Source organism: Rhodococcus sp. NPDC003383 (assembly GCF_053589115.1).
Genome location: NZ_JBSFRG010000017.1, coordinates 110,130 through 131,352, shown reverse-complemented (window position 1 = coordinate 131,352; position 21,223 = coordinate 110,130). Strand labels below are relative to the sequence as shown.

At 69.1% G+C, this 21,223-nt stretch carries 18 protein-coding genes; 10 read left to right on the top strand and 8 right to left on the bottom strand.

What is annotated here, in order from left to right; translation table 11 throughout:
• Positions 1 to 101: 101 nt before the first annotated feature.
• The 5 genes from ACWDTS_RS16610 to ACWDTS_RS16590 form a co-directional block, all read right to left on the bottom strand.
• Positions 102 to 1,805, bottom strand: a complete 1,704-nt coding sequence (locus ACWDTS_RS16610; protein WP_450118627.1) for a class I adenylate-forming enzyme family protein — start codon at positions 1,803 to 1,805, stop codon at positions 102 to 104.
• A gap of 25 nt (positions 1,806 to 1,830) precedes the next feature.
• On the bottom strand, positions 1,831 to 3,027 hold the full coding sequence (locus tag ACWDTS_RS16605) for a MaoC family dehydratase (RefSeq protein WP_450118626.1): 1,197 nt from the start codon (positions 3,025 to 3,027) through the stop codon (positions 1,831 to 1,833).
• 13 nt (positions 3,028 to 3,040) lie between these two features.
• Positions 3,041 to 4,024, bottom strand: coding sequence for an acrylyl-CoA reductase (NADPH) (acuI, locus tag ACWDTS_RS16600; RefSeq protein ID WP_450118625.1), 984 nt, complete (start codon positions 4,022 to 4,024; stop codon positions 3,041 to 3,043).
• Between the two features lie 156 nt (positions 4,025 to 4,180).
• The gene (locus ACWDTS_RS16595; RefSeq protein ID WP_450118633.1) at positions 4,181 to 4,927 is read right to left on the bottom strand and encodes an SDR family NAD(P)-dependent oxidoreductase; all 747 of its coding nucleotides are present in this window, start codon (positions 4,925 to 4,927) and stop codon (positions 4,181 to 4,183) included.
• 88 nt (positions 4,928 to 5,015) lie between these two features.
• Entirely contained in the window at positions 5,016 to 6,569 is a 1,554-nt protein-coding gene (locus tag ACWDTS_RS16590) for an AMP-binding protein (protein WP_450118624.1), read from the bottom strand.
• Positions 6,570 to 6,710: 141 nt separating this feature from the next.
• Between ACWDTS_RS16590 and ACWDTS_RS16585 the strand changes: the two genes are divergently transcribed.
• The 5 genes from ACWDTS_RS16585 (at position 6,711) to ACWDTS_RS16565 (ending at position 11,918) form a co-directional block, all read left to right on the top strand.
• Positions 6,711 to 7,880: a CaiB/BaiF CoA transferase family protein gene (locus ACWDTS_RS16585; RefSeq protein ID WP_450118623.1), complete on the top strand. Its 1,170-nt coding sequence runs from the start codon at positions 6,711 to 6,713 to the stop codon at positions 7,878 to 7,880.
• Between the two features lie 38 nt (positions 7,881 to 7,918).
• On the top strand, positions 7,919 to 9,163 hold the full coding sequence (locus tag ACWDTS_RS16580; RefSeq protein ID WP_450118622.1) for an acetyl-CoA hydrolase/transferase family protein: 1,245 nt from the start codon (positions 7,919 to 7,921) through the stop codon (positions 9,161 to 9,163).
• Positions 9,164 to 9,180: 17 nt separating this feature from the next.
• Positions 9,181 to 9,948 carry an enoyl-CoA hydratase/isomerase family protein gene (locus ACWDTS_RS16575; RefSeq protein WP_450118621.1) on the top strand — a complete coding sequence of 256 codons (768 nt, stop codon included), beginning with the start codon at positions 9,181 to 9,183 and terminating at the stop codon, positions 9,946 to 9,948.
• Positions 9,949 to 10,249: 301 nt separating this feature from the next.
• Positions 10,250 to 11,380 (top strand): carboxylate-amine ligase, encoded by a 1,131-nt coding sequence (locus tag ACWDTS_RS16570; protein WP_450118620.1) that lies wholly within the window; start codon positions 10,250 to 10,252, stop codon positions 11,378 to 11,380.
• 103 nt (positions 11,381 to 11,483) lie between these two features.
• On the top strand, positions 11,484 to 11,918 hold the full coding sequence (locus ACWDTS_RS16565) for an HD domain-containing protein (RefSeq protein WP_248673494.1): 435 nt from the start codon (positions 11,484 to 11,486) through the stop codon (positions 11,916 to 11,918).
• A 67-nt stretch (positions 11,919 to 11,985) separates the two neighbouring features.
• Here ACWDTS_RS16565 and ACWDTS_RS16560 read toward each other — a convergent pair whose 3' ends face one another.
• A complete protein-coding gene (locus tag ACWDTS_RS16560; protein WP_450111304.1) occupies positions 11,986 to 12,231 on the bottom strand; it encodes a DUF2631 domain-containing protein in 246 nt (81 codons plus the stop codon).
• Positions 12,232 to 12,378: 147 nt separating this feature from the next.
• Here ACWDTS_RS16560 and dxr point away from each other — a divergent pair, with 147 nt between their 5' ends.
• From dxr to ACWDTS_RS16535, 5 genes are all read left to right on the top strand, one after another.
• Positions 12,379 to 13,542 carry a 1-deoxy-D-xylulose-5-phosphate reductoisomerase gene (dxr, locus tag ACWDTS_RS16555; protein ID WP_450118619.1) on the top strand — a complete coding sequence of 388 codons (1,164 nt, stop codon included), beginning with the start codon at positions 12,379 to 12,381 and terminating at the stop codon, positions 13,540 to 13,542.
• 15 nt (positions 13,543 to 13,557) lie between these two features.
• Positions 13,558 to 14,778 (top strand): M50 family metallopeptidase, encoded by a 1,221-nt coding sequence (locus ACWDTS_RS16550; RefSeq protein ID WP_450118618.1) that lies wholly within the window; start codon positions 13,558 to 13,560, stop codon positions 14,776 to 14,778.
• Between the two features lie 45 nt (positions 14,779 to 14,823).
• Entirely contained in the window at positions 14,824 to 15,978 is a 1,155-nt protein-coding gene (gene ispG / locus ACWDTS_RS16545; RefSeq protein WP_197255472.1) for a flavodoxin-dependent (E)-4-hydroxy-3-methylbut-2-enyl-diphosphate synthase, read from the top strand.
• Positions 15,979 to 16,071: 93 nt separating this feature from the next.
• The gene (locus tag ACWDTS_RS16540; RefSeq protein WP_197255470.1) at positions 16,072 to 16,908 is read left to right on the top strand and encodes a GNAT family N-acetyltransferase; all 837 of its coding nucleotides are present in this window, start codon (positions 16,072 to 16,074) and stop codon (positions 16,906 to 16,908) included.
• 82 nt (positions 16,909 to 16,990) lie between these two features.
• A complete protein-coding gene (locus ACWDTS_RS16535) occupies positions 16,991 to 18,829 on the top strand; it encodes a penicillin-binding transpeptidase domain-containing protein (RefSeq protein ID WP_450118617.1) in 1,839 nt (612 codons plus the stop codon).
• A gap of 19 nt (positions 18,830 to 18,848) precedes the next feature.
• Here ACWDTS_RS16535 and ACWDTS_RS16530 read toward each other — a convergent pair whose 3' ends face one another.
• Complete coding sequence (locus ACWDTS_RS16530; protein ID WP_450118616.1) at positions 18,849 to 20,228, bottom strand: APC family permease; 1,380 nt, start codon at positions 20,226 to 20,228, stop codon at positions 18,849 to 18,851.
• A gap of 33 nt (positions 20,229 to 20,261) precedes the next feature.
• The gene (locus tag ACWDTS_RS16525) at positions 20,262 to 21,134 is read right to left on the bottom strand and encodes a LuxR C-terminal-related transcriptional regulator (protein WP_450111298.1); all 873 of its coding nucleotides are present in this window, start codon (positions 21,132 to 21,134) and stop codon (positions 20,262 to 20,264) included.
• Positions 21,135 to 21,223 lie beyond the last annotated feature (89 nt).

Genomic DNA, 21,223 nt, shown 5'->3' with positions numbered 1-21,223 from the left:
TCTCCCTCCCGCCCCCCCCCCCCCCGCGGTCGTTTTGCGCGGCGCTCCGCCCCGGGTGGCCGGTTGTGGCGGTCCTGACCGCCACAACGGCACACCGGGCGTCAGCCCTGCAGCCGTGCGACCGCGAGCTTGCGGACCTCGTCGGTCTTGATCTTCGCGCTGCCGGTCAGCGAGATCTCGTCCTCGTCGAAGAACAGCACATGGCGCGGGACCTTGTAGCTCGCCAGCTGTTCCCGGAGGTGACTGCGGATCTTCTTCGCCTCGAGGTTCGCGTCGGCGTGCGGCACGATGCACGCGACGACGACTTCGCCGAGCGTCTCGTGAGGCACCCCGACGGTGCGCGCGACCTTGACTCCCGGAAGACCGATCAGTGCCTCGTCGACCTCGAGCGGGGAGACGTTCGCGCCACCGGTCTTGATGATGTCGTTGAGCCGGCCCTCCCAGAACAGCCGGCCCTCGTCGTCGAGGTGCCCACCGTCGCCGGTGTGGAAGAAGCCGTCGGCGTCGAGCGTGTCGGACAGCGGGATTCCGAGGTAACCGAGCATCAATGTCGGCCCCTTGACGCAGATCTCACCGCTGGCCCCGACCGGGACAGGGACGCCGGACAGCGGTTCGACGACCTTCACGGTGACACCCGGCAACGGCACCCCGCTGCTGCCGGCGGTCACCTCGTCGGGGGTGTTCGCCGGGTAGGCCGTCGAGATCGTGAAGGTCTCGGTGTTGCCGTAGGCGTGGCCGGGTTCGCGGTAGTCGACCGACACCGACGGGTGTCGCGCGATGGGAGTGCTGTTGTCCACGAACCGCATCGCGCTCAGGTCCGTCTCCGCCCAGTTCGGAGCGGCTTCGAGTTGTGCCCACTGGTGCGGCCACGCGACCGGGAAGTTCACCCGCTCGCGTTCCATGAGATCGAGCGCTTCGGCGGCGTCGAACACGGACTGGAGGACGAGCGAGCCGCCCTTCGACAGGGTCGCACCGAGCGCCATCCCGAAGTTGCCCGACCAGAAGAAGCCGTTCGCCGACCAGCAGCGCACATCGTCCGCGGGCTCGAAGCCGTACATCCGTCCGAACCGCCACGACTGGATGCTCACCCCCCGGTGGGCGCTGAGGATGCCTTTCGGTTTGCTCGTCGTGCCCGAGGAGAAGAACAGGACGGCGGTGTCGCTCGGTCTGACCGCAGCGGCGGTCGCCTCGACGAGTCGCCTGGGCACGTCTCGGCCTCGTGTGAGGAACGTGTCCCACGACTCGATCGCACCGTCGGGTGCCTCCCCGACCGTGGCGAGGTACCGCAGGTGCGGGTAGCGCGCCGACCGCAGATCGCCGGGGGAGGACCGGCCGATCTCCGGTTCGAGTTCGACGAGCGCCTCGGCCAGGTCCCGGTTCGCGACGGTGCGTTCGAACAGCAGCACCGAGATCCCGGAGGTCTCGATGAGGAAGTCGAGTTCGGCGGGGGCCGAGAACGTGCTCAGCGCGACCGCGACACCGCCGGCGAGCGACGCGCCGAAGGTCGCCGCGAGCCACTCGGGCCGGTTGGTCATCAACACCCCGACCCGGCCGTCCTTACCGATCCCCAACGCGCGCAATGCCTTCGCAACCTCGATCGCGCGTTCCCAGAGCTCGGCGTAGCTCCAGCGGGTGACGGCGCCGGCTTCGTGCATCACGAGGGCCTCACGGTCGGCGTACGCCGTGGTGATCTCGCGTAGGAAGCCGGGCAGCGTCAACGTCCCGAGGCCGGGCTCCTCGGCGAGTGGTGGTCCCGAGACGATCGAAAGCGGTTGTGCCGATACAGCATTCTCTACGGTCGTCATGTCTGCCCTCGTGTGCTCGATGCGTTCAGTACGGCAGTTCGATCTCGGCGGTGCAGTCGACCAGGACGGCGGAATCCTGGTTGGTCAGGCGCAGTTTCACCTGGACGAGGGGCACGCCCCACGGGGTGTCGGTCTGCTTGTCGATCACCTCGGCGTCGAAGTAGGTGACATCACCCTCGAACGCGGGACCGCGGAAGTCGGCCTTGGTGTGACGGACCATGCCGTCGTTGCCCGCCCAGTAGGACAGGTAGTCGGTGCACCATGCGCCCATCGTCGCGCCGTAGCCGTAGGCGCGGGCCATTCCGACCTCACTGGCCTTGTCTGCGTCGATGTGCCCACGCGACGGGCCGACGTAGAGCCCGTCCCGCTTGCGTGGATCGATCCGGGCGCCGTCCTCGTCGAAGCCGAATCCCTCGACCCAGCCCGGATCCTGGTTGATCCACGGATCTTCGAGACCTTCCGGTGCGGTCCAGTGGAAGGTGCCCCAGATGTTGAACAGGAACGCGCGGTATTCGGTGGTGAACGTCGCGATGCTGTGCGGGCCGATCACGCGCCGCGGCAGGGTGTCGCCGACCTTGACCTCGTCGAAATGCGGCGAGACACCGAGCCGGTTGGACAGGATCCACTCGTGGCGCAGCGATTCGACCTCGGTGAGCTCCTCGGCGGTCCACCGCTTGATCTCCCCGAGCTGGTTCTCGTACATGCCGCGCTTGGTGGCCTCGGACGACAGGTAGCGGATCGCGGTGGACCGCTCCTTCGCGACGAGTGCACCGTGCTGGTTGCGGTGGACGGTGTCGCCGCGCGAGAACATCGTCGGACCGGCGAACTTGGTCTCCACCACCTTGTAGTCGTGGAAACGGCGATCCTGGAAGAGCTTGTCACCGGGGCGGACCGGGGTGCCGTAGAACCACCATTCCTCGCCTCCGAAGATCAGGTGGCTGCCGGGAATGCGGCCCACGCAGGCGGGCTGCGCGCCGTGGCCGTAGTCGAGGGCCACCGCGATCGACTGCGGTGCGACGATGCCGCCGAAGCGCGATTCGCGCGCGAACTCCTCGTCCCAGTGGAGCGGGTTCGGATAGTCCATGGCCATCACCCAGCGCCGGATGTCGGAGCCGCTGCACGGGTCCCACAGCTGGCCGCCGCCGACGGGCTTGCCGACGCGATGATCGACGTCGGACAGGTCGAGTTCGGTGACCTCGGCCGGATTCGATTTCTTGCTCACGTCTACTCCTCGATCAGCGATTGACGTCGACGACGATGCGACCGCGCACGGTGCCGTCCATGAGCTTTTCGGCGGCACCGATCGCTTCCTCCAGCCCGACCTCGTGGGCGATCGCGTCCAGCGCGCTCGCGTCGAGATCCCGGGCCAGCCGTTCCCACGCGGCGGTGCGCCGGGGGTGCGGGGCCATCACGCTGTCGATGCCGAGGAGCGAGACGCCGCGCAGGATGAACGGTGCGACCGAGGCCGGAAAATCCATGCCCTGGGCGAGACCGCACGCTGCGACCGCGCCGCCGTAACGGGTCTGGGCGCACGCATTGGCGAGGGTGTGGCTACCCGCGGTGTCGACGACGCCGGCCCAGTGTTCCTTCTGCAACGGTTTGCCGGCCGCGGACAGTTCGGCCCGATCGAGGACGTTCCTCGCACCCAGCGAGGTGAGATACTTTGCCTCCGAAGTTTTTCCGGTCGCGGCAGTGACGGAGAATCCGGCCTTGGCGAGCAGGGCGATGGCGACGCTGCCGACGCCGCCGGTCGCGCCCGTCACCAGGATGTCGCCCTGGTCGGGGGTGACACCGAAGTCGACGAGAGCGTCGACGCACAGGCTCGCGGTGTAGCCGGCGGTCCCGATCGCCATGGCCTGCCGCGGGGTGAACGCATCGGGCAGCGGGACCAGCCAGTCGCCGTCGATCCGCGCGCGCTGTGCCAGTCCGCCCCAATGGGTTTCGCCGACGCCCCAGCCGTTGAGCACCACGCGGTCACCCTCCGACCACCGCTCGTGCGAGCTGTCGGCGACGACGCCTGCCATGTCGATTCCCGGCACCATGGGGAACCTGCGCACGACCGGGGACCTACCGGTGATGGCGAGAGCGTCCTTGAAATTGAGGGTCGAGTACTCCACGTCGACGGTCACATTCCCGTCGGGCAGGTCGGTGTCCTCCAGGCTCTTGCGCGCCACCGTCTGTCCGGTTTCGTCCTTCTCGATCACCAAAGCGGAAAACATCGTCGAAGCAATTCCTTCCTCGAGCCGTCGAGCGATATCGGACGTGCATTCGCCGGACCGGGCACCGTGTGCGGAACCGGCGTCGCCTAAGCCCGTGCAGCGGACATTACGTCAATCCTTGTAAGGATGACAATACTTGAGTCGTAGGAGCCGGCCTCAGCGCGCGGTCCAGCCCCCGTCGACCACGATCGTCTGACCGGTGACGTAGCTGCCGGCGTCGCCGGCGAGCCACACGACCGCACCGACGATGTCGTCCGCGGTGCCCTCCTTCGGGAGCGGCGTGTTGCGGCGCAGATACTCGGTGGCCCGTTCGCTCTCGTAGAGAGGACCGGTGATCTCGCTGCGGAAGAAGCCGGGCGCCACGGTGTTCACCCGGATCGAGTGCCGTGCCCACTGCACCGCGAGTTCGGAGGTCAGACCCGACAGGCCGAGCTTGCTCGCGGCATAGGACGCCTGCGGGATGCCCGCGACCCCCACCCGGCCGCTGATGGACGAGATGTTGACGATCGATCCGCGACCGGCCGCCCGCATGTACGGAAACACGTCCTGCGCGAGCCGGAACGGCGCGAGCAGGTTCAGATCGAGCGTGCGCCGCATCGCGCCGAGCGGCTCCGACTCGGCGCGTTCCTCGGTGAACATGCTCCCCGCGGCGTTCACCAGGATCTCCGGGGGTCCGAGGTGCTCGAGCACCGCCGGTACGACCTCGGCGACCCGGTCCAGGTCGGACAGGTCGCAGGCCACGGGCAGTCCGTCGATCCGCTGTGCCAGGTCGGCGAGCCGGTCGCGGCGCCGCGCCACCACCGCGACCTTCGCGCCCAGCGACGCCAGGGCCTCGGCGACGGCTGCACCCAGACCGGACGACGCCCCGGTCACGATCGCGACCCGCCCGTCCAGGCCGAACATCCTCGCGGCGGCGTCACCGATGGGCGCCACTGGGCTCTCCTCTCGACAGGGGCTCGATCCTCGCACGGATCGGACGGCTGCGCCGGGACTATGCACGCCCGGCATCGCGGCGTTCGGTGACACGCTGTTCGGTGACACCGTGGGCGGCGACGAATTCGGCGAGACCGGCGCGCTGGATCTTGCCCATCGCATTGACCGGCAGCGCGTCGACGCGGGTCCAGATCTCCGGAACCTTGTACGACGCGAGTTCGCGTCGGCACAGCGCGGTGATCGCGTCGAAATCCGGTTCGGGACGGTGACTCTCGACGACCGCCGCGACACGCTGGCCGAGGCGGTCGTCGGGGATCGGGTACACGGCGGCCTTGCTGACGTCCGGGTGGGTGGCGAGCACGCGTTCGACCTCGAGGGGGTAGACGTTGGCGCCGCCGCGGATGATGACGAGCTTCTTGCGGTCGAGCACGGTCAGCCACCCCTCGCCGTCGACGGTTCCGATGTCGCCGGTGGGGATCGGGCCGGGCTCCGGTGGACGGATATGTCCGTTCTCCCAAGAACCGAGCATCGGCGTCCACGCGTGCGCCCACGGGCCCTCACCGGTGCCGGCGAGTTTCAGTTCGCCGAGTTCACCGTCGGGAAGCCGGCGGCCGTCGTCGTCGTATGCGGCGACGTCGTACTGCGGAAGGACCCGCCCGCTGGTCCCGGGGCGCCATTCGTCACCGTCCGGGTCGATGGACACGACCGTCGGCGCCTCCGTCAGCCCGTAGGTGACGCGGGGAACCAGCCCGTGCGTCTCGGCGAAAGCGCGGCGCAGTGCGTCGGGGGTGTCGCCGCCGCCGCTCCACACCTCGCGCAGCGACCCGAGGTCGATGTCCGGGCGACGCGCCAGGTCGAACAACTGTGCCGGAGCACCGTTCCACACCGTGACCTTCCGGGTGGTGATCCATTCGGCCACACCGTCGAGGTCGCGGCGGTTCATCACGACTGCGCATCCACCGGCCTGCGCGGTGAGAAGTGTGGACAGCACCATCAGATTCAGGATCGTCAGCGGAAAGCTGTCGCCCTTGCGCAGATCCGGTCCCCAGCCGCGGGTGGCGACGAGCGTCGCGCCGGGCAGCAGCAGATTGCGGTGGCTGTGCACGACCGCCTTCGGACTTCCGGAAGTGCCGCTGGTGAAGGCGATTCCGGCGGGGGAGTCCGGCTCGACGTCGACCGGGGGCGCGTCGTCGGTGTGGGTCAGCAGGTCCGACCACCGGTCGGGGCGCACGCACTCGGGGGTGTCCAGCGCGCAGTGGTCCCCGGCGAGCACGACCGTCGGCGCGCACAGGTCGAACAGGTTCCGCTGCTCGGCTTCCGTGAGCGTCTCGCCGATTCCCGCCCAGATCGCGCCGATGCGCACGGCGCCGTGGAACGCCGCGACGATGTCGAGGTCGTTGGGCAGGCACGCGGCGACACGGTCGCCGGGGCGGACGCCCAGTGACCACAGGGCGCCGGCCGCGCGTCGCGCCTGTTCGTCGAGTTCCGCGTAGGTCCACACGCCCGACGCGGCGTCGATGGCGGGCGCGTCCGCTCGCTCGGCGAGTGCGGTGTCGAGGACGCGGTTGACGGTGGTGTGCCTTTGTGGCGGCCCCGGGCGCCACAAAGGCACACGGGCGAAGCCTCCGGAATTCGTTTCCACCCCATAGTCATACCACTATCCTTGTAAGGATTCACCTGATAGTGTGACGCCGCCCGGGAGGGATTCGAAAGTGCATCACCGATCCGACAGAACGCAGTGAGGGTGAGCAGGATGGAACACACAGGTCCGCTGTCCGGCGTGCGGGTCGTCGACCTGACGGCCATGGTGATGGGCCCGTACTGCACGCAGATCATGGCGGACATGGGTGCCGAGGTGATCAAGATCGAACCGCCCGCCGGGGACAACACCCGCTACATCTCCGCCGGACCCGAACCGGGCATGAGCGGGGTCTTCGTCAATGTGAACCGCGGCAAGCGCAGCGTCGTGCTGGACCTGCGTGCCGACGAGGACCGTGCGGTGCTGCGCGAACTCGTCACCGGCGCCGACGTGTTCATCCATTCGATGCGCGCGAAGGCGATCGCGAAACTCGGCTTCGGCTACGACGAGGTCTCCGCGCTGAACCCGGCGATCGTCTACACCAACTGCTACGGCTACGGCCGCGGCGGATCCGACGCCGACCTCACCGCCTACGACGACACGATCCAGGCGGAATGCGGACTGCTGTCCGCCCAGGAACAGCTCACCGGCGACGCCGGCTATGTCGGCACCATCATCGCCGACAAGGTCGCGGGCCTGACCGCCGTGTACGCCACGGTGATGGCGCTGTTCCACCGGGAACGGACCGGCGAGGGCCAGGAGGTCGAGGTCGCCATGTTCGAGACCATGGCGTCGTTCATGCTCGTCGAACACGCCAACGGCGCCATGTTCCATCCCGCCGTGGGGCCGGCGGTCTACCCCCGCGCGGTCGCCCCCAACCGCAGGCCGTACCGGACCGAGGACGGCCGGATCTCGGCGCTGGTGTACAACGACAAACAGTGGACCGCGTTCGTCGAGGCAGTGAAACCGGCTTGGGCCGGACCGCATTACGCGACGCTCGAGCAACGGGCCCGCAGCATCGACACCGTCTACGCACGTCTCGGGGAGACCTTCCTCGAACGGACCACCGTCGAGTGGCTCGACCTCCTGCACAGCCTCGACATCCCCGCTGCGCCGGTCCGCAGCCTCGACGAACTGTTCGACAACGATCACCTCGACGACGTCGGCTTCTTCCAGGAGGTCGAGACCCCGTACGGCAACGTCCGATTCCCCGGGCCCCCGACGTGGCTGTCGCGAACACCCGGCCGCGTCGCCGGAGCCGCACCCCGGCTCGGAGAACACACCCGCGAAGTGCTCGACGAACTACACGTCGCCGGCGCGCGAGCGAACGGCACCGAGTCGTGATCGGGTCGAGTTCCCACCGCGGAACATGCACGCCCACCGTGGATCTGGCCGAGCATCTGCGGCCCGGAGATCACATCGTCATCGGGCAGGCGTGCGGCGAACCGACCACCTTGATCGAAGCGCTGATCGAGCAGGGCCGCGACATCGGCGGACTCACGGTGTTCGTCGCCACGAGCTTCTCCGGGATCTTCACACCCGGCCGGACCGACAGTTTCGCGATGTCGAGCATGGGCGCCATCGGCGCGCTCCGGACGCTCAGCAAGGCCCACGAACTCGACGTGATTCCCTGCCATGTCAGCCGGATCGGACCGATGATCGAAGCCGGAACCATCCGGTGCGACGTCGCATTCGTCCAGGTCGCTCCCGCGGACGCGGACGGACACCACAGCTTCGGTCTCGTCAGCGACTACGTCCAGTCCGCCGTCGCGACGGCCCGGGTGGTGATCGCCGAGATCAACGACCGGGTTCCCGTCACCTTCGGCGAATCACTGCCGTCCTCGAAAATCGATTGTGCCGTGCATGTTTCGCGGTCGCCGGTCGAGGTGCCGCCGGCGGCGATCGGGGAGGTCGACGCGGCCATCGCGCACCACGCCGCCGCCTACATCGACGACGGATCGGTCATCCAGACCGGGGTCGGCGCCGTGCCCGACGCAATTCTGCGGCTCCTGCACGACCGGGTGGACCTCGGTGTGCATTCCGGGATGATCGGCGACGGGCTCGTCGATCTCATCGAATCGGGTGTGATCACCAACGCGCGCAAGCGAATCGACCGGGGCGTCTCGATCACCGGAGCGCTGATCGGAACCGCGCGGCTCTACGGATTCGCCCATCGCAACCCGCAGATCCGCATGTGCACCACGGCCTACACGCACGACGCGGGCGTCCTCGCGCAACTCGACAAGCTCGTCACGATCAATTCGGCGATGGAGATCGATCTGACCGGACAGGTCAACGCCGAACAGAGTGGCGCGTCGTATTTCGGCGGCACCGGCGGGCAGGTCGACTTCGTGCGGGCCGGCGCGCGGTCGCCCGGTGGACACGCGATCACGGCACTACCCGCGACCGCGAAAGGCGGCACGGTCAGCCGGATCACCGCGGCACTGTCCGGGCCGGTGACCACCGCGCGCTCCGACGTGGACGTCGTCGTCACCGAATTCGGCGCGGCGGAACTGCGGGGCCGCACCCTGCGTGAACGCGCGCGGCGGTTGGTCGCAATCGCGCACCCGGCCTTCCGGGAGGACCTGGAACGGCAGGCCCACGTCATCGAGCAGCGAGGTTTCTAGTGAGCGAGGACCGGCGGTTGAGCGAGGCCGTACTGTTCGATGCCCGCGACGACGGCATCGCGGTCGTCACGCTGAACCGGCCCGAGACCCGCAACTGCCTGACCGCGGAGATCCGCCGGGGGCTCTACGACGCGTGGGAGCGCTTCGAGCACGACCCGGACCTGCGCGTGGCGGTTCTGACCGGGGCGGGGGAGAAGGCGTTCTGTGCGGGGGGTGACCTGAAGGAAATGGTCGAGATCGGCATGCGGGTGCCGCCGCGCGATCTGATTCCCGTCCCGTACGACACCGTCGAACTGTCGAAGCCGACGATCGCCGCGGTCAACGGTGCCGCGTTCGCAGGCGGCTGGCTGATTGCCCAGAGCTGCGACCTGTGCGTGGCGAGCACGACCGCAACCTTCGCCGTCACCGAGGTCAAGGTGGGCCGCAGTTCCCCGTGGGCGTCGCCGCTGATCCACATGATTCCGCAGCGCATCATGATGGAGATCCTGCTCACCGGAAAGCCGATCACCGCGCAGCGCGCGTACGAGATCGGCTTGGTCAACAGAATTGCCGAACCCGCCGAGTTGCTCGCGTCGGCACTCGAGCTGGCCGGGGACATCCTCGCCGGGGCCCCGCTGTCGGTCCGTGCCGCGCGTGAGACCGTGATGATCTCCACGGAGATGGGACGGTCCGCTGCGTTGCGGGCGGCCCGGCACGCGTCGGAATCCTGCTACAACAGTCACGACGCGCTGGAGGGGCCGCGCGCGTTCGCCGAGAAGCGGGCTCCACAGTGGCGGGGCCACTAGGGATCCACAGTGGCGGGGCCACTAGGGATCCACAGTGGCGGGGCCACTAGGGATCCACAGTGGCGGGGCCACTAGGGATCCACAGTGGCGGGCCACTAGAAAATCAACAGTGGCGGGGCCGCTGGAATGCGGCAGTGGCGGGGCCACTAGAGATCAACAGTGACGGGGCCGCTGATTCCGGTGTGACGTGGGTACTCACTGCCGACCGGAGTATTGCGGCTCCGGTTCCGCCCCCGGGCCGGGGGCGGACGTGACAGCCTGGGTGCAACGGCCGAGAACGCTGGCCGGGGCAGGAGCGACGATGACCTCATCCCCATCTCGCGTTGCCGAACCCGCCGCCGAAGGTTCGGGTCCGACCATCGGGGTGGAAGAGGAATTCGTCCTCGCCGATCCCGAGACCGGGGCACCGTGGCTCGACAACGTCGCCGTCGCCGCCGCCGGGCGCGAACTCGGCATCGACCTGCAACTGGAACTGTCCCGATGCCAGATCGAAACCGCCACGCCGGTGTGCACGAGCATCGAACAGTTGCGGACGCAACTGCGGCGGACGAGATCTCGTGCCGCCGCGGCCGCCGCGTGCGCGGGCGCGGTGCTGCTGGCCACCGCGGTTCCACCGGCCGGTCCACCGCCGCGCCTGATCACCGACCAGGAGCGATATCACAGCCTGCTCGGGAACTTCGGGCTGCTCGGCGAGCAGGTCATCTGTGGCTGTCACGTCCACGTCGCCATCCCCGACCGGGACGCCGGGGTGCGGGTCAGCAATCATCTGCGGCCCTGGTTGCCGGTCCTGCTGGCGCTGACCGCGAACTCGCCCATCGCGGCCGGGCGCGACACCGGATACGCGAGTTGGCGTCATGTGTTGTGGACGCGGTGGCCCAATGCCGGGCCGCCGCCCGTCTTCGAATCCGCGGAGCACTACGACGCGGTGATCGCGACCATGCTCGAGCGCGAGGTCATCCTCGACAAGGCGATGCTCTACTGGGACATGCGCCTGTCGGCGCATCTGCCCACGATCGAGATCCGTATCGGCGACACCCAGGCCACCGTGGACGAGGCGGTCCTGCTCGCGACCCTGGTGCGCGGCCTGGTCGTCACGGCACTCGATTCCACCCGGCAGGGAGAGGAACTCGACGTGGAGCCGGAGGTTCTGCGCGCCGCATACTGGCGAGCTTCGCGGGACGGCGTCACAGGGCGCGCGGTCGACACCGTCTCCGGGCAGCTCGTGCATGCCGCGCACCCGATCTTCCGACTCCTCGAGCATGTTCGGCCCGCTCTCGAACGCACCGGCGACTATTGCGCCGCCCGGGAGGCCGTGCAGCGCATCCTGGCCACCGGGAACGGCGCCGCCCGGCAGCGAGCGACCCTCGAGGCCGGCACGCTCGCCGACGTCGTCCGGCTCGTGACCTGCGCTCCCGAACCGGACATGTCGTGAAAAACCTGTCGGATCCTGCTGGTAACTCTGGATCGACGCGGACGTTCCGGTGCGTGTTCGGCGCCGGCGCCGCGACCGGTCACGATCACACTCGGGGGAGTAGTTGGAATCTTCGATCACACGGGCGGCGCAGCGGATCGCGACGGTCGCGCACGCCGGTCAGGTCGACAAGGCCGGGCGCCCGTACATCACGCATCCGGCCCGAGTTGCGGCCCGGGTGGCCGGCGACGATCACGCTGTCGCGGTTGCCTGGCTGCACGACGTCGTCGAGGACACGACGGTGACGCTCGCGGACCTCGGGGAACAGTTCCCGCCAGAGGTCGTCGCTGCGGTCGACGCGTTGACCCGCCGGGGCGGTGAGGAACCGGACGAGTATTACGCACGGGTGCGCCGGGTCCCGCTGGCGTTGACGGTCAAGCTCGCGGATCTCGCGGACAACAGCGACCCGGAGCGACTGGCCAGTCTGGACGATGCGAGCCGTGAACGACTGGCGGCGAAATACGCTCACGCGCGCGCCGAGCTGACATCCTGCGGTTGACCCGTCCGTGGAGACGCGTCGGGCCCGCCCGGAACTTCCGGACGGGCCCGACGAAATCTGTGCGGCTCTACCGCGGGCGGCGGCGCCTGATGGCGTCGACCACGACGATCAGCACGAGGAGCGCGGCGAAACCGATGAGGTACCAGTCCTCAACGCGACCGGTGTGATTGCCGATGATCATGAACAGCAGGAAGATCGCACCGATGATGCCCATGGTGCGGTACAGCTTGGGAGCCTCACCGCTCCAACCCCACTCCGCCGAGGGCACCTCGGCCGTGTCGACCTTGGTGGACTGCAACTCGGTACCGGCCACGGTTGTTCCTCCTGCTCGAAAGATCGCGCTGTTGGGCTAATCGTGACATACGACCGCCTGTCGTATGAAGTGGGGGCGGTGCCCGCGCGTCGCCGGTGGTCGCGACCGATTCAGGGACACCTCAGGTGCATCAGGAACAATGGTCGCGTGGTCGACACTGAATCCCGCTCCCGCACCCGCGTCCTGCTGCTCGGCAGCACCGGATCGATCGGCACCCAGGCGCTCGAGGTCATCGACGCCAACCCCGACAAGTTCGAGGTCGTCGGCCTCGCCGCGGGCGGCGGCAACCTCGAGTTGCTCGCCGAGCAGATCCGCGCGACGGGTGTCACCGACGTCGCGGTCGCGAATCCGGACGCCGCGGCGCGGCTGGAGTTGCCCGGGGTGACGGTCCGCAGCGGCCCGTCCGCCGTCACGGAGCTCGTGCGGGAGACGGAAGCGGATGTCGTTCTCAATGCGCTCGTCGGCTCGCTCGGTCTCGAGCCAACGCTCGCGGCCCTCGCGACGGGCGCGCGGCTCGCGCTCGCGAACAAGGAGTCCCTCGTGGCCGGGGGCGCGCTCGTCACCGCCGCGGCCGCGCCCGGTCAGATCGTGCCCGTCGACTCGGAGCATTCGGCGCTGGCGCAGTGCCTGCGCGGCGGCACCGCCGGTGAGGTCGCGCGTCTGGTGCTCACGGCCTCGGGTGGCCCGTTCCGCGGGTGGAGCGCCGAGCAGCTCGAGGACGTCACGCCCGAGCAGGCCGGTGCGCATCCGACCTGGTCGATGGGGCCGATGAACACCCTCAACTCGGCGACCCTGGTCAACAAGGGACTCGAGCTCATCGAGGCGCACCTGCTGTTCGGCATCGACTACGACCGCATCGACGTCACCGTGCACCCGCAGTCCATCGTGCATTCGATGGTGACGTTCGCCGACGGGTCGACGCTCGCGCAGGCGTCGCCGCCGTCGATGAAGCTGCCGATCGCGCTGGCCCTCGCGTGGCCGGACCGGGTGCCCGAGGCGGCTCCCGCTCTCGACTTCACGACGGCGTCGACCTGGGAGTTCGAGCCCGTCGACAACGTCGTCTTCCCGGCGATCGAACTCGCCCGCGCCGCGGGACGCGGCGGCGGAAGCCTCACCGCCGTGTACAACGCGGCGAACGAGATCGCCGCGGAGGCGTTCCTGGCGGGTGCGCTGCCGTTCCCCGGCATCGTCCGCACGGTCGAGACAGTGCTGAACGACGCACACGAGTGGTCCGCAGAACCCGCTACCGTGGAAGACGTGCTCGCCGCCGACGGCTGGGCTCGGGACCGAGCCCGCGCGCTCGTGAAATAGGAGGAGCGGCTACAGATGATGTTCGTGCTGGGCGTGGTGCTCTTCGCCCTCGGCATCACCGCCTCCGTCGCGCTGCACGAGGCCGGTCACATGTGGACCGCGCAGAAGCTCGGCATGAAGGTGCGGCGGTACTACATCGGGTTCGGCCCGCGGATCTTCTCGTTCCGCCGCGGCGAGACCGAGTACGGCCTCAAGGCGCTGCCCGCAGGCGGATTCTGCGACATCGCCGGGATGACCGCGCTCGACGAGCTCGCACCCGACGAGTACGACCGCGCGATGTACAAGCAGAAGACCTGGAAACGCCTGGTCGTCATGTCCGGCGGCATCGCGATGAATTTCCTGATCGGCATCGTGCTGGTCTACGCCCTCGCCGTGACGTCGGGTCTGCCGAACACGGACACCCGCGCCGTGGTCGGCACCGTGGGATGCGCGGCTCCGACCCAGGCCGGCGCGGAAGGCGGCTACGCGCCCGCCGAATGCGAAGGCACCGGTCCGGCCCAGGCCGCGGGTATCCAACCGGGCGACGTCATCGTCGCGGTCGGTGACACCCGCGTCGAGACGTTCGGTCAGCTGGTTCAGGCCACCCAGCCGCTGTCCGGCACGGTCGACTTCACGGTCGAACGCGGCGACGAGACCCTCACGTTCCCGGTCGCGATCCAGCAGGTGCAGCGCTGGGTGTACGAGAGCGACGACCCCGGCGCCCAACCCGTCTCCCGGGAGGTCGGTGCCATCGGTGTCGGCGGGGAGCCGCGCGTGCTCGAATACACACCGGTGTCGGCGGTCCCGGCGACGTTCGAGTTCACCGGATATCTCGCGGCCCGCACCGCCGAGGCGCTCGTGCAGTTGCCGTCGAAGGTGTCGGACCTGTGGACCGCGGTGACCGGCGGGGAACGGGCCGTCGACACGCCCGTCAGCGTCGTCGGCGCCAGCGTCATCGGCGGCCAGTTCGCGGAAGCCGGCATCTGGCAGTCCTTCGTGCTGCTGCTCGCGCAGCTGAACTTCTTCCTCGGCGCGTTCAACCTGCTGCCGCTCCTGCCGCTCGACGGCGGGCACATGGCCGTCGCGATCTATGAGCGCCTCCGCAACTGGGTGCGCAACCTGGGTGGTCTCGCCGACGGACCGCCGGTGGACTACATGAAGCTGCTTCCCCTCACCTACGTGGCCGTGGTCGTCGGCGGTGCCTACATGCTGCTGACGCTCACCGCGGACATCGTCAACCCCATCAAGCTGCTCTGACCTGCGCCGCTAGAATCGGCCGGTAGCAACGAAAGAAGGCGAAACGTGACCAGCCCCATCGGTTTGGGCATGCCCGAAGTACCCGCGGTCCTCGCACCGCGCCGCAAGACCCGCCAGTTGATGGTCGGAAATGTCGGTGTCGGCAGCGACTATCCGGTGTCGGTGCAATCGATGTGCACCACCAAGACGCACGACGTCAACGCGACCCTCCAGCAGATCGCCGAACTCACCGCCTCCGGCTGCGACATCGTCCGTGTCGCGTGCCCGCGGCAGGAGGACGCCGACGCACTGGCGACCATCGCGAAGAAGAGCAAGATCCCGGTCATCGCCGACATCCACTTCCAGCCGCGATACATCTTCGCGGCGATCGACGCCGGTTGCGCCGCGGTGCGCGTCAACCCCGGCAACATCAAGGAGTTCGACGGCCGCGTCAAGGAGGTCGCGCAGGCTGCCGGGGACGCCGGCATCCCGATCCGGATCGGCGTCAACGCCGGTTCCCTCGACCCGCGGCTGCTGAAGAAGTACGGCAAGGCCACCCCCGAAGCGCTCGTCGAGTCCGCGCTGTGGGAGGCGAGCCTGTTCGAGGAACACGGCTTCGGCGACATCAAGATCTCCGTCAAGCACAACGACCCGGTCGTGATGGTCGAGGCGTACCGGCAGCTCGCCGCGCAGTGCGACTACCCGCTGCACCTCGGCGTCACCGAAGCCGGACCGGCCTTCCAGGGCACGATCAAGTCCGCGGTCGCGTTCGGTGCGCTGCTCTCGGAGGGCATCGGCGACACCATCCGAGTGTCGCTGTCCGCGCCGCCGGCCGAGGAGATCAAGGTCGGCACGCAGATCCTGCAGTCGCTGAATCTGCGTCCCCGCAAGCTCGAGATCGTCTCGTGCCCGTCGTGCGGCCGCGCTCAGGTCGACGTCTACACCCTGGCCAACGAGGTGTCCGCCGGTCTCGAGGGCATGGAGGTGCCGCTGCGCGTCGCCGTGATGGGCTGTGTCGTCAACGGTCCGGGCGAAGCGCGCGAAGCCGACCTCGGAGTCGCCTCCGGCAACGGCAAGGGACAGATCTTCGTCAAGGGGCAGGTCATCAAGACCGTCCCGGAGGCGCAGATCGTCGAAACCCTCATCGAGGAAGCGATGCGTATCGCCGAGGAGATGGAGGGCGACGCCGGCAGCGGCACACCCACCGTTTCGGTCGGCTGAACCTTCCGACACTCCCGATTCGGGAGTGGGTTTCCGTCGAGCCGTAGCTCATGGCAATCTGGTCGGTATCGGCAGTCGACAGGTGGTGGGCACGTGCTCAAGCTTCTTGGGGTCCGGTCGCTCGGTGGACGGGACACCGCCGCGGTGTTGCGCGTCCTCGCCCGAGACCCGGTGGCGACGTGCATGGTCACCGGCCGTGTCGAGGAGTACGGCATCGCCGGCCGCTCGGTCGGCGGTGAGATGTGGAGCCGCGGCGGGGCGGAGACCTCGCTGTGCTTCTCCGGAGCCAACCTGATCCCGCTGCTCGGGTCTCCCGACGACCTGCAGGCCTTCGCCGAACGTGCTGCCCGTGGACCGCGCCTGTGCTCGTCGGTCGTCGGCCGTGCCGAACTCGCCATGCCCATGTGGGAGCTGCTCGAGAACGCGTGGGGACCCGCCCGGGAGGTGCGCGCCGAACAGCCGCTGCTCGTCCTGGACCGCGAACCGCTCGTGACGCCCGACCCGCTCGTCCGCCGGGTGCGGCCCGAGGAGATCGACGCCTACCTGCCCGCCGCGGTGGCCATGTTCATCGAAGAGGTCGGCATCGACCCGCGTGCGGGCGACGGGGGAGTGAGCTACCGCCGTCGCGTCGCCAGCCTCATCGCGACCGGCCGCGCCTGGGCTCGGTTCGAGAACGGCGAGGTCGTGTTCAAGGCCGAGGTGGGATCGCAGTCGTCGACGGTCGGTCAGATCCAGGGCGTCTGGGTGAGCCCAGCCATGCGCAACGCCGGAATCGGATCGGCCGGCACCGCGGCGGTCGCCGCTGCGATCACCGCGGGCGGCAGGTTGCCGAGCCTGTACGTCAACAGCTTCAACATGCGGGCCCGCGCCGCGTACGCGCGCATCGGCTTCCGGCAGGTCGCCACGTTCTCCACCGTCCTGCTCGACTGAACGACTCCGCACGACGGAGACGCCCACCACGTCCGTTGCGCCTCCCCGATGTCCGGGCATCGGCCTCCTACGATGACGGGCGATGAAAGCCAGCTCAGTTCCCCGGGCGACCTCGCCCGTCCCCCGTCGTGTCCTCGTCCGGATCGTGGCGGCCTCGCTCGCCGCGGTCGCGGTCCTCGGCGGCGTCGTGGCCTGCACACCGAAACCCGCCGGACCCGAGTCGGCGGCCCAGGCATTCCTCTCGGCGTTCTCCGAGCAGGACTTCGCGACCGCCGCCGACCACACCGACCGGCCCGAGGACGCCGAGGCAGCTCTCGCCGAGACGTGGGACGGACTGCAGGCCGAATCGCTGATCGCCGAGACGACGGGCGTGCAGATCCACGGCGACGCCGCGACCGTCGACTACGCCTACGAGTGGCACCTGCCGAAGGACCGGATCTGGCAGTACACCGGGACGATGCAGATGGGACGCAGCGGCGACGACTGGATCGTGCGGTGGACCCGCTCGAACCTGCACCCGCAGCTCGGCGACCGCCAGACGATGCACCTGCGCACCAAGGCCGCGCCCCGGGCGCGCGTCAACGAACACTCGGGCGGGGACGTGCTGGTGCCCGGGACCGTGTACTCCATCTCGTTCGACGCGTCCGCGAACAGGGATGTCCTCGGCGCGGCCCGCGCTCTGTCCGCCGCGCTGACGCGGTTCGACACGTCCCTCACCGCCCAGTCCATCGCCGAATCCGCGACCGCGGCGAGCGGCCCGCTCGCCGTCATCCGGCTCGTCGCGGACGACTACGCGACCGTCTCCGACACGCTCGACGCCATCCCCGGCGTCGGCGTCGTCGAACAGGCCGATCTCGTCGCCACCGACCGCAACTTCGCCCCCGACCTGCTCGGCCAGATCAAGAAGACGGTGATCGACGAGGTCGACGGGGTCGCCGGCTGGAGTGTCGTCGTGACGAACCAGTACGGCGTCGACGTCGGTGTCCTCACGGAGACGGCTCCGCAGCCGGCGCCGTCGTTCTCCATCAGCCTGGACCGGCCGATCCAGCTGGCCGCACAGGCCGCCGTCGACGCCCGCGTCGAGCAGGCGATGACGGTCGTGATCGAGGCCTCCACCGGCGCGGTCCTCGCCGTCGCCCAGAACAAGGCCGCCGACCGGGACGGACCGGTCGCGATCGCGGGACACTACCCACCCGGATCCACGTTCAAGATCATCACCTCGGGTGCGGCGATCTCCAACGGTCTCGCCGGTCCCGAGACGATGGTGCCGTGCCCGGGCCGGATCACCATCGGGGAACGCAGCGTCCCCAACTACAACGAGTTCGAACTCGGCACGGTGTCGATGGCGACGGCGTTCGCCCGCTCCTGCAACACGTCCTTCGCGAAGCTGGCCTCCGAGATGCCCGCCGATGCGCTCACGAACGCCGCCGCCGCATTCGGCATCGGACCCGAGTACGACGTCGTCGGGCTGCCGGTGTTCTCGGGCTCGGTCCCGCCCGCGGAGAACGTCGTGCAGCGGGCCGAGGACGGATTCGGGCAGGGCAAGGTCGTCGTCAGCCCGTTCGCGATGGCGCTCGCCGCCGCGACCGTCGCGGCCGGCCGGACACCGGTCCCGTATCTGATCAAGGGACGCGAAACGACGGTCGAGGGCGACCGCCCGGCGATCACCCCGGAGATGGTCGACGGGCTGCGCGGCATGATGCGGCTGGTGATCACCAGCGGCACCGCCGACCGCATCCGGGACCAGGGCGAGGTCTACGGCAAGACCGGTGAGGCCGAGGTCGAGGGCGGATCGCACGCGTGGTTCGTCGGCTACCGCGGGGACCTCGCGTTCGCCACGCTCGTCGTCCGGGGAGGCAGCTCCGACAACGCCGTCGCCGTCACCCGGGACATGTTCGCGGCGCTGCCGGAGGGCTACTGACCCGCCCGGGCCTCGCGGTTCACTTCTCGACCAGGTGTTCCGGGTCGATCGTGGGGCCGCGGCCACCCCTGCGCTTGGCCAGGAACCAGGTGATCAGCCACAGCACGGCCCCGAGGCCGAGCAGGACCGCCGCGATCCGGTACTGCGCCACGGGGCGGTCCACCAGCGGTGACACGAGGAAGATGCAGCTCGCGGCGCCGAGCACGGGGAGGACCGTCGGCGTCCGGAAGTGCGGGTGGTCGATCGGTCGGCGACGCAGCACCAGCACGCTGACGTTGACGATCGCGAAGACGATCAGCAACAACAGCGCGGCCGTGCCGCCCAGTTCCGGCACCTCGCCGACGAAGGCGACCAACCCGAACGCCAGCAGCGTCGTGAAGACGATCGCGACATAGGGCGTGCGGCGCGTCGGGTGCACCCTGCCGAGCGCCGCGGGCAGCACGCCTTCGCGGGCGATCCCGTAGACCAGCCGGCTGGCCATGAGCATGTTGATCAGAGCCGTGTTCGCCACCGCGAACATCGTGATGAACGCGAAGATCCCCACCGGGAACGCCGGCGCACCCGCCTCGACCACCTTCAGCAGGGGAGTGTCACCGGTGCCGAGTTCGACGGCCGGGACCAGCGCGATCGCGGTGACGGACACCAGCACGTAGATCAGGCCGGTGATCCCGAGTCCCAGGAGCAGCACCCGGGGGAAGATCCGGGTCGGGTTCTTGCACTCCTCGGCCATGTTCACCGAGTCCTCGAAACCGACCATCGCGAAGAACGCGAGTGCGGTGCCGGCGACGACCGCGCCGAAGACCGAGCGGTCGCCGGTGTCGACGTCGAGCACCCGCGAGAAGTCGCCCTCGCCGATCCCGAGCGCCCACATCCCGATCAGGATGATGATGAGCAGCCCGGACAGCTCCACACACGTGAGGACGATGTTCGTCTTGACGCTCTCACCGACGCCGCGCAGGTTGATCAGCGCCACCACCAGCATGAACGTCAGGCCCAACGCCGTGATGCCGATTCCCTCGCCGATATCGAGATCGAACGCCTCGACGAAGTTCGCGGAGAACGCCCGCGCCGCCGTCGACGCCGAGGTGATGCCCGACGCCATGACCGTGAAGGTGACCATGTACGTCAGGAAGTGGATCCCGAAGGCCTTGTGGGTGTACAGCGCGGCGCCCGCGGCCTGCGGGTATTTGGTGACCAGTTCCAGGTAGCTGAACGCCGTGATCACCGCGACGACGAACGCGAGCACGAACGGCAGCCACACGGCGCCGCCAACCTCGTTCGCGACCCTGCCGGTCAGCGCGTAGATGCCGGTGCCGAGGATGTCGCCGACGATGAAGAGCAGCAGCAGTCCCGGCCCCATGACCCGTTTCAGCTGCGGAGACGAAGCCGTGTCCGACATAGGGAATCCTCTCCGGCCCGGAAACGGGACTGCTCAGGGCAGCAGCGACAGCCGCCGGGCGACGACGACCGCCTCGTGCCGGGTGTGCACGTCGAGCTTGCCCATCGCGCTGCGCAGATAGCTCTTCACGGTCTCCGGAGTCACCGAGAGGCGTTGCGCGATCTCGACGTTGGTGCAGCCCAGCGCCACGTGTGAGAGCACGTCGGTCTCGCGTGGGGACAGCACGATCGCGGTCGCCGGTGCCGGTGCCGGAGTGGTGGTGCCCCCGCACGCACCGGCGAGTCGGTCCGACAGCGCCCGCAACTGCTGCCGCAGACCGGAGTCGCCGACCGTCTGGGCGAGACTGCGCAGTTCGGCGTGCACTTCCCGGACTTCCGCCGTCGCCAGCGGATCGCGGTCCACGGGGCTCATCCGCGCCATCAGCGCGAGCCGCCGGTCGACCTCGTCGCGCACCGTGATCTCGTCGGAGAGACGCCGCGCCGCTTGCACGAACGCGCCCACAGCGCGATCACCCAGCGGCGCACACTCGCGGATGGCCCCGTACAGCACCGCCCGCGCGGCCCCGCCGACGAGCACCGGCACCGCGAGGATCGAGCGCAGACCCTCGCCGAGCACCGGACGATCGAAGTGGTGGGTGATCGACGACGACCGCCCGTAGTCCGCGACCGTGAGCGGCTTGGCCCGGTCCACGACCAGTCCACCGAGCCCGGCCTTCGGCGGCACGATCACTCCCTCGAGCCCGTTGGTGCGGGTGCCGAGGAACTCGCTCAGCTGTAGATGGCCGCTGCGGACCTCCCCGGCGAACACGACGGAGACCTGCGCGTCGGCGGCAGTGCGTCGCAACTCGGCGCGCAGCGCGTCGCCGTCGCGGGGACGGAGGAGAGACGAGGGACCGGAAGCCGGCACGATCACCCACCCCTTTCCGGGGGTATCGAGAAGATTCTGTGACTCGGATCATAGAGGTGGCGGTACGTTCGGGTGACGCGCATCCCCGC